Annotated in this window: 4 protein-coding genes; 3 read left to right on the top strand and 1 reads right to left on the bottom strand. The window is 65.1% G+C overall.

Annotated features, from left to right (window positions below; all coding sequences use genetic code 11):
* Positions 1 to 417 precede the first annotated feature (417 nt).
* Positions 418 to 5,817: a type I pullulanase gene (gene pulA / locus JS541_RS02195; protein ID WP_240539198.1), complete on the top strand. Its 5,400-nt coding sequence runs from the start codon at positions 418 to 420 to the stop codon at positions 5,815 to 5,817.
* A 330-nt stretch (positions 5,818 to 6,147) separates the two neighbouring features.
* Positions 6,148 to 8,373 (top strand): alkaline phosphatase, encoded by a 2,226-nt coding sequence (gene phoA / locus JS541_RS02190; RefSeq protein WP_214372729.1) that lies wholly within the window; start codon positions 6,148 to 6,150, stop codon positions 8,371 to 8,373.
* A gap of 148 nt (positions 8,374 to 8,521) precedes the next feature.
* Here the strand turns inward: phoA and tgt are convergent, their stop codons facing one another.
* Entirely contained in the window at positions 8,522 to 9,847 is a 1,326-nt protein-coding gene (gene tgt, locus JS541_RS02185) for a tRNA guanosine(34) transglycosylase Tgt (protein WP_214372727.1), read from the bottom strand.
* Positions 9,848 to 10,074: 227 nt separating this feature from the next.
* Here tgt and JS541_RS02180 point away from each other — a divergent pair, with 227 nt between their 5' ends.
* Positions 10,075 to 12,183, top strand: a complete 2,109-nt coding sequence (locus JS541_RS02180) for a trypsin-like peptidase domain-containing protein (RefSeq protein ID WP_214372725.1) — start codon at positions 10,075 to 10,077, stop codon at positions 12,181 to 12,183.
* The last annotated feature ends 37 nt before the right edge of the window (positions 12,184 to 12,220 follow it).

Below are 12,220 nucleotides of genomic sequence, written 5' to 3'. Positions count from 1 at the left end.
TTTGGATGACCTGCCGTTCCTCTTCCGACAGGTGCGAATACACTTGACCCAAGGTGCAACATCCTTTCACTGGTTATCTAGACAATCTCCAATCTAAAGGGTGTTGCACTTTCATTTAGACAGCGGGTCATTGATGTCAGTGGTCGCGTTGTGGTACGCTGAGCGAGACGATCATTTGCGAACGTATGCAGATGGCAAGAGAAAATTCGGCCTTGGATTTTCCCTTGCGATCTTTTGCAAAAGAGATGCAAACGTTGTCAAGACAAGGGGCGTGACGATCGGCCCGGGGTGACCCGGAACACCGATCGAAACAGCCGGTTCGGCAGAACGGCGGAGCCGGGCGCCCGGGACGAAGGAATCACCTTCGGCACTCGGCTGTGCCGGAACGGGACTCAAGGATGAGATGAAAGGAAGCACATGGTCGCACGACGATTCAGTTCGTTCGCCAAACGCACTGCCGCGATAGGCATTGCGGTGGCGATGTCCGCGACGACGGTGGCAGTGATGCCGGCGTTCGCGGACGAGACCGACTCCGCGGGGCAGTCCGCGCAAACGGTCAAGACCATCCAAACGAACGCGCAGGCCGCGAAGGCCGGAGAGAAGGACGTGATCGCCATCGCGTTCCAGACCAACTGGAACTCCGTGGCCAAGGAATGCACCGAAGTATACGGCCCCGAAGGCGTGGGCTACGTGCAGATCTCCCCGCCGCTGGAAACCATCCAGGGTACCGAGTGGTGGACTTCGTACCAGCCGGTGAGCTACAAGTTCGACTCCAAGCTGGGCACCGAGGCCGAACTCAAGACCATGATCAAGACGTGTAACGCGGCCGGCGTCCAGGTCATCGCCGACGCGGTCATCAACCACACCACCGGCGTCGACCGCGGCGCGAGCACCGGCGTCGCCGGCAGCAAGTTCGACGCCGACGGCGACTTCCCCGAAATCCCGTACACCAAAGAAAACTTCCACGACTGCACCAAGAACATCGGCGACTACACGAACGCCGACGAGGTCCAGAACTGCCGCCTGACCGGCTTGCAGGATCTCGACACTAGCCAGGAATACGTGCAGGACAAGCTCGCCGACTACATGAACCGTCTGCTCCAGCTCGGTGTCTACGGCTTCCGCGTCGACGCGGTCAAGCACATCGCCGCCGCCGACGTGGCCGCGATCAAGGCCAAGCTCGCCGAAAAGTCCGGCCGCAACGCCGACGATATCTTCTTCGAGCAGGAAGTCATTGGCAACGCAAGCGAGGCCGCCGCGATCCAGCCGATCAACTACGTCGGCAACGGCAAGGTCTCCGAGTTCAACTACAACGCGCACCTGTCCGCCGCGTTCGCGTCCGACATCACCAGCGAGGCCAAGGGTCTCGGCAAGATCGGCGGCAACGGCTGGCTCGACTCCGACCAGGCGGCCGTGTGGGTCACCAACTGGGACACCGAGCGCAACTCGTCCGCGATCACGTACAAGAAGGGCTCGAAGTACCTGCTGGCGAACGCGTTCATGCTCGCGTACAACTACGGCCAGCCGCACATCTACTCCGGCTACTACTTCGACAACAACGACGACGGCGCGCCGGGCGCGACCGAGACGAGCGTGCCGGACATGGTCTGCCCGACCGACGGCTCGATGACGCCGGGCACGTGGCAGTGCGCCGACCGCTGGACCGCGATCCGCGGCATGATCGGCTTCCACAACGCGGTCAACGGCACCGATGTCAACAACTGGAAGGCGTACGACGCGAACGTGCTCGGCTTCGGCCGCGGCAACGTCGGCTATCTTGCGCTCAACAACAGCGCGAAGGATTCGACGCAGAAGTTCGTCACGTCGCTGCCGGCCGGCGAGTACTGCAACGTGTACGCGACCGGCGATTGCTCGCAGACCGTCACCGTGAAAGACGACGGCACGTTCGACGCGACGCTCGCGGCGAACTCGGCCATCGCGATCTACGCCGGTGCGACCAAGGACAGCTGGGCCGGCACCGCGAAGTCCGATCCGTCCGATCCCGACCTGACCGTCAACGACGAGGCCGCGAAGGCCGCGACCGACACGAGCCGCACCGTCTACTACAAGCTCCCCGACGGTTGGACGCAGGCGTACATCCACTATGGCATCAACAACTGGGCCGAAATGGGCCACGAGCTGATGGAGGACGCCGGCAACGGCTGGGTCAAGTACACGGTCGACCCGAAGGGCCAGTCGTTTGAATACGTATTCACCGATGACAACGGTAGCTGGGACAACCCGAACGGCGGCGGCAACTACACCGCGCAGGGCCACTGGACCGCGGTCGCGAACCACGAGGCCAGCGCCGGCGTGCCGGAGGACGTGAATGCCTACCAGCCCAAGACCAAGGTGATCGTGCACTACAAGCCGGCGGAGGGCGATACCGTCGCCGACCGCGGCGTATACATGTGGGGCACCGACAAGGACGGCAAGTCGATCGCCGCCGGCTGGCATGCGTTCACCGGCGAGGACTCGTACGGCAAGGTGTTCGAGACGACCATCGACGGCGCGTACGAGGCCGACAAGATCGGCGTGATCGTCACCACCGAAGGCTGGGACAAGGTCGGCGGCGACCGTCTGATCGACGGCTCGACCGGCACGGCCGAGATCTGGGTCGACGGTTCCGCCCCCGACACGACGCTCACCGCCGCTCCGGAAGGCTATGCCAAGGCCGCCGACACGATCAACGTGACCATCCACTACCACCGTCTCGCCGACGACTACACCAGCGAGGACGGCATGAAGGCGTGGGACATCTGGGGCTGGGCCGACGGCGTCAACGGCGCCGCGTACCCGTTCACCAGCCACGACGACTACGGCCTGACCGCCAAGTACACGCTCAAGGGCGGCGCCATGAGCGTGCCGCAGTTCATCGTGCGCTACGGCGGCGACGGCTGGGAAGCCAAGGACCCGGACGACAACAACCGCACCATCCCGCAGTCCGCGATCACGCTGAACGACGACGTCACAGCGAACGCCGAGATCTGGGTCGTGCAAGGCGATCCGACGATCTACACGAACGGTACGCTGTACAACGCGGCCGGCACGATCGTCTCCGCGTCAATGACCGACTTCACGACCATCACCGCGAAGCTCAACAAGTCGATCGCCGCCGACGACCTCGCCTCCAAGGTGTCCCTCGATGGCGCGAAGATCAAGGACGTGAAGGCCGACGGCAACACCGTCACCATCACCACTGCCGAGGAGCTGAGCGTGACCAAGCCGTACACCGTAACGATCAAGGGTTACGGCACCCAGTCCGTCTCGCTCGGTGCGATCGTTCGCAGTGACGCCTTCGACCAGAAGTATGCATACGATGGCGATGATCTCGGCGCGAACTACACGGCCGGCAAGACCACGTTCAAGCTGTGGGCGCCGACCGCGACCAAGGTCACGCTGCGCACGTACCGCGACTCCACCGATCCGAACGCCGAACAGACCGACGCGGTCACGCTCGACCAGTCCGGCGACAAGGGCGTGTGGACGTTCCCCGTCAAGGGCGATCTCAAGGATTACGCCTACGACTACGAACTGACCTTCGCCGACGGCACCGTCAACACGTCCCCCGACCCGTACGCGACCGCCGCCGTGGCGAACGGCGAGCGCTCCGTCGTCCTGTCCGACAAGGAGAAGGGCGACGCGGGCGACCGCATGCCGGCGTTCAGCAAGTCGACTGACGCGATCGTCACCGAAGCGAACGTTCGCGACATGACGATCTCGCCGACCTCCGGCGTCTCCGCCGACAAGCGCGGCAAGTACCTCGGCTTCGTCGAGGAAGGCACCACGGTCGACGGCAAGGCCGGCGCGGCGTCCACCGGCATCGACTACCTGAAGTCGCTCGGCGTGACCCACGTGCAGATCCTGCCGGTGTTCGACTACGGTTCCGTGGACGAGACCGGCGACCTGAGCTACAACGCGGCCGGCGCGCAGAACTGGGGCTACGATCCGGAGAACTACAACGTGCCGGAAGGCTCGTACTCCTCCGATCCGACCAACCCGGCCGCGCGCGTGACCGAGATGAAGCAGATGGTCAAGGGGCTGCACAAGAACGGCCTGCGCGTCGTGATGGACGTCGTGTACAACCACGTCTACAACGCGAGCGAGCACGCCTTCAACAAGACCGTCCCCGGCTACTACTTCCGTTACGACGCGAACGGCAACCTGACCAACGGCTCCGGCTGCGGCAACGACGTGGCCTCCGAACGCGCGATGGCCCGCAAGTACATCGTCGACTCAGTCACGTACTGGGCGAAGGCGTACAACGTCGACGGCTTCCGCTTCGACCTCATGGGACTCATCGACCAGACCACGATGAAGGAGGTGCGCGCGGCGCTCGACAAGATCGACCCGAGCATCCTCGTCATCGGCGAAGGCTGGGACATGACCGACGCGATCGGCGACCAGGAGACCACCCAGCCCAACGCCAGCAAGGTGCCGGGCGTGGCGTTCTTCAACGACTCGCTGCGTGACGCGATCAAGGGCAGCGTGTTCTCCGACGAGGACACCGGCTTCGTGACCGGCAAGGCCGGCAAGGAGAACCTCATTGCGACCAACGTGCTCGGCTGCAACAACGCCCGTGAAGGCATCGACGACACCGGCCACTGCAACAACGGCACGGCGGACACCAACTACGGCGGCGCCGACCAGGTCGTGCAGTACGTCGAGATCCACGACAACCTCACGCTGTACGACAAGCTCGTCAAGAGCGCGCCGGCCGACAGCGAGGAGGTGCGGCTCGCTCGCGCCAAGCTCGCCGACTCGCTGATCTTCCTGTCGCAGGGCATCACCGACATGCAGTTCGGCCAGGAGTTCCTGCGCACCAAGGGTGGCAACGGCAACAGCTACAACGCGGGCGACGCGGTCAACGCGATCGACTGGAACCGCGTGGTCGAGCAGTCCGACTCGGTCGACTACGTTCGCGGCCTGATCGCGCTGCGCAAGGCGATCGGCAACCTGCACCTGAGCTCGTACGACGACATCGCGGCGAACATGACCGTGCTGCAGCAGTCCGACGGCGTGGTCGCGTACCAGCTCAAGGACGGCGACGACACGTACGTGGTGATCTTCAACGCGAATGAGGACGCCGCAACGGTGACCGCCGTGCCGGCTGGCACGTACACGACGCTTGCCGCCGACGGCAAGGTGACGCTCAATGGCGGCGCTAAGGTGACCGTGGGTGCGGACGGCTACCAGGCCGGCGCGCTGGCGGCGACCGTGCTCAAGGCGGGCGCGACGGATGACGGCGGGGACACGCCGGTCGACCCGACTCCGGACCCGGATCCGACGCCCGATCCCGAGCCGACCCCGGATCCCGAGCCGGAACCGACTCCCGATCCTGACAAGCCGGGCACCGACGATGGCGATGACACGGATAAACCGGGTACCGACGATGGCGACGCCGATGACAACACCAAGCCGGGCGACGATGCGAACAAGCCGTCTGACGGTGACGACGACGCCGACAAGCCGGGCACCGATACCGACAAGCCGACCGACGACGACCAGGATGATACGGATGACTCGAATAAGCCGTCCGATCAGCCGACCACTCCGGATGATGCGAACAAGCCGTCGACCGACCGGTCGGACGACAAGCAGTCCGGCACCGATCAGTCCGACGGCAAGCAACAGACGGGCAGCAAGTCCGACTCCGGCAAGACCGACGGTCAGAAGACCGAAGCCAACGGCCAGCAGTCCGAAGGACAGAAGGTCGCTGACACCGGCGTTTCGATCGTGGGCGCGCTCGCGATCACGCTGATGCTGGCGCTCGCCGGATCCGCCACCTTCCTCTTCACCAAAACCGAAGAGGACTGATTGCCGCGCGGTGCAAACCGCATAGTGTCTAGATGAATTGCCCCGCTGAGATCACTCTCGGCGGGGCAATTCCATGAGCGGGCAGACGATATGCACCGCTGAGAAGAAGTCGATGCGCCAAAACGACATGACGTGTTCAGCTGGGGTTCGTGTTGTGGTCGACCGGGCGTTGCTTCACGGCGATAGCGTCGGACACGGAACTACCGGTATGGGGGTTCTCCAACGGAACCGGATGGGGGAAACGAAGTTCGATTTCGGGGGAAGGTTCAGGCGGCCGCCGCACGGATACGACAATGATGCGGCCCACGCCATGAATGGAAGAAGATCCATATGAATATGAAGCAAGTCGCGAAAGGCGCCATCGCCGCGCTGACCTCCGTGGCCGCGCTCGGTGCGCTGACCGCCCCGGCTCTCGCCACGGACGGCGCCGGCGTCGATGTGCTCTCGCAGCACGGCGGCGCACAGCGCATCGCCGGTGTGTACGGCAACGCCAAGGCCAAGAACGTCATTCTGTTCATCGGCGACGGCATGGGCGATTCCGAGATCACCGTGGCCCGCAACTACCTGCACGGCGTGAACGGCTCCTTCGACGGCCTCGACAAGATCGGCCAGCCGAACCTCAACCCCGGCGTCGAGACCGGCGTCGGCCAGTACACCACCTTCTCGCTGGGCAACAACTCCGGCGACTCGCTCATGGCCAAGGACAAGAGCGGCAACCTCGCCGGCTCCACCACGGCCGGCGTGATCACCCCCGTCACCGACTCCTCCGCCTCCGGCTCCGGCTGGTCCACCGGCACCAAGACCTACAACAACGCGGTCGACGTCGACGTCAAGGGCAACCCGCAGCTCAACCTCATCGAGCTCGCCAAGGCCGCCGGCAAGGCCACCGGCAACGTGACCACCGCCGAAATCCAGGACGCCACCCCGGCCGTCCTCGAATCGCACTCCACCGAGCGCGCCTGCTACGGTCCGCAAGGCAAGTGGGACGGCAAGACCGACACCAACGGCGACGGCAAGATCGATCCGGCCACCGACGGCAACCAGGCCAAGAACTGCCTCGCCAACCAGCTCAAGGCGAACGGCGGCATCGGCTCCATCTCTGAGCAGCTGCTCGACACCCGCGCCGACGTGACCATCGGCGGCGGCTCCAAGTACTTCAACCAGTTCGGCCTCGACGGCAAGACCCTGTGGGAGCAGGCCAAGGACCGTGGCTTCCAGACCGTCGAATCCGGTGACATCGCCGGCTTCAAGGCCCTGAAGGAAGCCGACCAGAGCAAGCCGGTCCTCGCGCTGCTCGGTGACGGCAACCTGCCGACCCAGTTCAACCCGTCCGTCGCCACCAAGTACAGCGCAGACAAGGACGCGAACCCGACCGTCTGCACGCCGAACGACAAGTGGCTCGGCAACCAGGGCGCCTCGCTCGCCGACTTCACCAACAAGGCCATCGACTTGCTGTCCGCCAACCCGAACGGTGCCAAGAACGGCTACTTCCTGCAGGTCGAGGGCGCGTCCATCGACAAGCAGGATCACAACGCCAACGCCTGCGGCCAGATCGGTGAGACCGACGACCTCGACAAGGCCATCTCCGCTGCGCTCGCCAAGGTCGACCTGAGCAACACGCTCGTCATCGTGACCGCCGACCACGCGCACACCTCGCAGATCGTCGAAGCCCAGCCGTACTACGCGCTGAGCACCGTGCTCAAGAACCACGACGGCTCCAAGACCGTCATCTCCTACGGCACCTCCGACGAGCCGGTCTACCAGGACGAGAACGGTGACCCGATCGACAACGACGAGTACACGCAGGGCGAGAACGGCGACGCCGATACTGACAAGAAGTTCGACGGTGCTCAGGGCAACATGAGCCACACCGGCACGCAGCTGCGCATCGCCGCCTCCGGTCCGAGCGCATCCCGTGTGGATGGCCTGACCGACCAGACCGACAACTTCTACACCATCGCCAACGCGCTGGGCCTCGCGGCCGACACCGACGCCCAGAAGGCACTTTCCGACAGCGCCAAGGTCGAGGTCAAGAAGAGCGCCGACGGCAAGTACTTCGCCGAGGCTAACGGCTTCAACGGCGACGCGGTGCTTTCCTACAAGCTGACCGACAAGGCCTCCGGCAAGGTCGTGGCCCAGTCCGCCGACAACGACACCAACAAGACCCCGGTCGCCGGCGTGCGCGTCGCCACCGCGCAGACCACCGAGATCACGCTGCCGGCCGACTTCACCCCGGCCGAGGGTGCGAACTACACGCTCACCGTGACCGGTCGCCAGTCCGGCAAGGCCGTGGCCGTCGACTTCGCCGGCCAGAAGGCCTCCTCCGAGCAGCAGCCGGGCGTCGAGCCGAACAACGGTGGCGCCCAGGGCCAGCAGAACGGCCAGTCCGGCAAGACCGACGCCAAGGGCAACCAGACCGTCGCCAGCGGCGAGGTCAAGAACCCGGCCGCTCCGCTGAGCAAGACCGGTTCCGCGGTGCTCGGCGTCGCGCTGCTGGTGCTCGCGCTCGGCGCCGGCGCGCTGTGCATCCGGTTCGCCAAGTCCAGCCGTCGCTGAACGATCGACCGGTGACTGGTCTGATTGACTGACTGATCGCCGCATAACGATCGGGCCGTGGCCTTTCCGATAGGGAAGACCACGGCCCGTTTTTCGTATGCGCCGATGCCGTGAGACACGGCAGGCTTATGCGACGTGCGACGGAATATCAGCCGCGCGAGCCGTTCGCGTAGAAGCGGGCGAGCGTGGCGTCGCGGAACTCGTCGAAGTAGCCGCCGTCGATCGAGGCACGGATGTCATCGAGCAGCTTGATGAAGAAGTGCTCGTTATGGATCGTCGCCAGCGTGAACCCGTTGAACTCGCGGGCGCGCAGCAGATGATCGACGTAGGAGCGCGAGTAATGCGTGCAGGTGTAGCAGTCGCAGCCCTCCTCAAGCGGTCCGAAATCAGACTTGAACTCAGCACGCTTGACGTTGTACCGCCCGTCGCGCGTGAAGATCGCGCCGTTACGGCCGCAGCGCGCCGGTGCCACGCAGTCGAACGTGTCGCCGCCATTCTCCACGCACGCGAAGATGTCGTCCACCGCGGCGATGCCGAGCACGTGACGCGGTCGGCTTTCCGGCATCGCATCGCAGATCCACGCGCAGGTCTCGCCGATGATCCGCTTCTCGATCGCGCCGCCGATGCCTACGCCGTCGAAGTCCAGCGAGGCGATCTGCTCGGCCGCATGCCGGCGCAGATCCTCGTAGTTCGCGCCCTGCACCACGCCGTACAACGCCTGGTACGGCTTGCCGAGCCTCGTCTCGGTCAGTCGCTGATGTTCCGCGACGCACCGCTGCGCCCAGCGGTACGTGCGTTCCACGGACCGTTCCTGATACGAGCGCGTGTTCATCAACGTGGTCAGCTCGTCGAACGCGAACATGATATCCGCGCCGATCTTGTGCTGGATGCCCATCGAGATCTCCGCGCTGAACCGGTGCAGCGATCCGTTGAGCGGCGACTTGAACGTCACGCCATCCTCGTCCACGAATGCGAGCCGTTCCTTGCCGTCCGCGATCACGTCGTCCGACTTCATACCGGTCACGTCCATCGCCAGCGTCTTCTTGAATCCCGCGCCGAGCGAAAGCACCTGGAAACCGCCCGAATCGGTGAACGTCGGGCCGTCCCAGTTCATGAACTTCGCAAGACCGCCGGCCGCATCGAGCACATCCTCGCCCGGCCGCTCGTACAGGTGGAAGGCGTTCGACAGCATGCACTGCGCGCCCTCCGCCTTCATCGTTTCCGGCAGCACGGCCTTCATCGCGGCCTGCGTGGCGACCGGCACGAACGCGGGCGTGTGGATGTCGCCGTGCGGCGTGTGCAGGATGCCGGTGCGGCCGTATCGCGCGCCGCCGCGGCCCTTGCCGTTCGCCGCATCGGGCAGTCGGGTGATCGTCTCGAAGCTGAATGCGCTGCGGTCGCCGGGTTTGCCGGGCTGCGCGCCGCGCGGATGATCCACAAGGTTCGTCTGATTCGTGTCCGCAAGATTCGTCATGTGATTCACTCTAGGCGAAGCCCATAACGGACGTGCGGAATGGCTGATTTCGTCGGTATTCCAAGCTGCCGGAGTCTCCTTCACGAAGCCGGAAGCAAACTGTTGCGTTTCTTCCAACGAACATTCAGGAAACTTCCAGAGCAAGTATCTTTACTCTTAGGTAGCAGTTCACCGGGAGGCGCGACATGATACGCGCGCGCCCGGCAAACAACGTTTAAGGAGCAGCAATGGCTGAAGAGAACAACAACGACTGGCGTGCCCAGACCGGCAGCCAGCCTGCGCAAGGGGACGCGCAGCAGGCCGCGCCGGTGAACGACGGCCAGACCGCCCCGATCCAGACTTCCGCGGCGGGCGATGCCGGCGGACAGCCGACCGTCACGCTGCCGACGACCCCCGACGCGACGCCCGCGTCGCTGAGCGAGACGACGCCGATCGAACCGCTGACCGGCACGTTCTCGCACGTGCCGTCCACGACATCCGAATCCGCGCCGACGGCCCCGACCGCGTCCGCGTCGTCCGACGATACGCCGAACTACGCGGCGGCGGCCGGCGAAAGCACGGTCGTCTCGTCCGCGCCGACGTCGCAGCCGGCCGGCGATCAGCCGTCGAATGAGCAGCCGACCCAGCAGTACCGTCCGGCACCGGAATACGGTGCGTACGGTCCGACCCCGACCGTGCAACCCGGACAGGGCGGCGCTCAGCCCGTCGGTCAGAACGCGCAGCAGCCGTCCGGCCAGCCGCAGCAGAACCAGCCGTTCGGCGGTCTGTTCGGCAATCCGTTCGGGCAGAACCCGACCAACGGCCAGACCGAATCCAACCAGCAGAACGCCGGCCGCAATCCGTTCGGCAACCCGTTCCTCGCCGGTCAGAACCAGACCAACCAGACCAACGCGGCCCCGAACGCGGGCCAGCAGCCGGCCAACGGCCAGCAGCCGCCGTTCCCGCCGTACGGCAATCCGTTCGGCCCGGCCAACGGCCAGCCCGGTCAGCCCGGCGCCCCTGCCGCCAAGACCGGTTCCAAGACCGCCAGCGGCGTGGTCATCGCGGTCGTCGCTGCGCTCGTCTCCGCTGCGCTGTGCCTCGGCGTCGGCTATTACGGTCTGACCAACGGCTGGGTCACCATCCCGAACTCCAGCTCGCTGGCCAACGTCAACTCCAACAAGTCCGGCTCCGGTTCGGCCACCACCAAGAGCGGCGAGGCCGTCGACTGGTCGTCCGTGGCGTCGAGCGTGTCCGACTCCGTCGTTTCCATCACGACCACGCTGTCGAACGGCACTGCCAAGGGCTCCGGCGCAATCCTCGACACCGAGGGCCACATCGTCACCAACAACCACGTGATCTCCGGCGCGCAGTCCATCGCCGTCACGCTGGCCAACGGTAACATGTACAGCGCGAAGGTCGTCGGCACCGACACCACCACCGATCTTGCGGTCATCAAGCTCGACAATCCGCCGAGCGACCTCAAGGCCGTTGAATTCGCCGATTCCGACAAGCTTGCGGTCGGCGAGGCCGTGATGGCCATCGGCAACCCGCTCGGCTACGACGACACCGCCACCACCGGCATCGTCTCCGCGCTCAACCGCCCGGTGACCGTGACCGACGACAACAACAATCAGATCGTCACCAACGCCGTGCAGATCGACGCGGCCATCAACCCGGGCAACTCGGGCGGCCCGACGTTCAACGGCGCCGGCCAGGTGATCGGCATCAACTCGTCCATCGCGTCCACCGCCACCTCGTCCGAATCGGCCGGCTCGATCGGCATCGGCTTCGCGATCCCGGCGAATCTCGTCAAGCGAGTCGCCGATGAGATCATCAAGGACGGTTCCGTCACGCACGTCGCGCTCGGCATCACCGTGACCACCGACACCGTGACCGCGGACGGCGTGACTCGTTCCGGCGCGAAGATCACGCAGCCGTCCAGCGGCGGCTCCGCGGTCGTCTCCGGCGGCCCGGCCGACAAGGCGGGACTCAAGGCCGGTGACACGATCGTGGCGTTCAACGGCAACGCGGTCAACAGCCACTATGCGCTGCTCGGTTTCGTGCGCGCCTCGGCGCTCGGCGACAAGGTGACGCTCACCATCGTGCGCGACGGCAAGACCATGGACGTCGACGTGACGCTTGATCAGGAGGAGTCCTCGGTCAATGGCTCCAGCTCGTCGAACGGTTCGTCCAACGGCAACTCCAACGGCAACTCCGGCGGATCCGATGGATCCAATGGGTATGGCAACGGTTCCAACGGATACGGCAACGGATCCGACGGCAACTCGAATGGCAACAATGACGGCGGCACGGGCGACGACGGCGGGTTCTCCGATCCGTTCGGCCTGTGGTGATCGGCCTGTGTCAGATCGATCGGTGTGGGCGTGACCT

The organism is Bifidobacterium sp. SO1 (assembly GCF_018555335.1).
Classification (GTDB): domain Bacteria; phylum Actinomycetota; class Actinomycetes; order Actinomycetales; family Bifidobacteriaceae; genus Bifidobacterium; species Bifidobacterium simiiventris.
The sequence above is the reverse complement of the archived record's forward strand: the minus strand, read 5'-3'. Positions and strand labels throughout refer to the sequence as shown.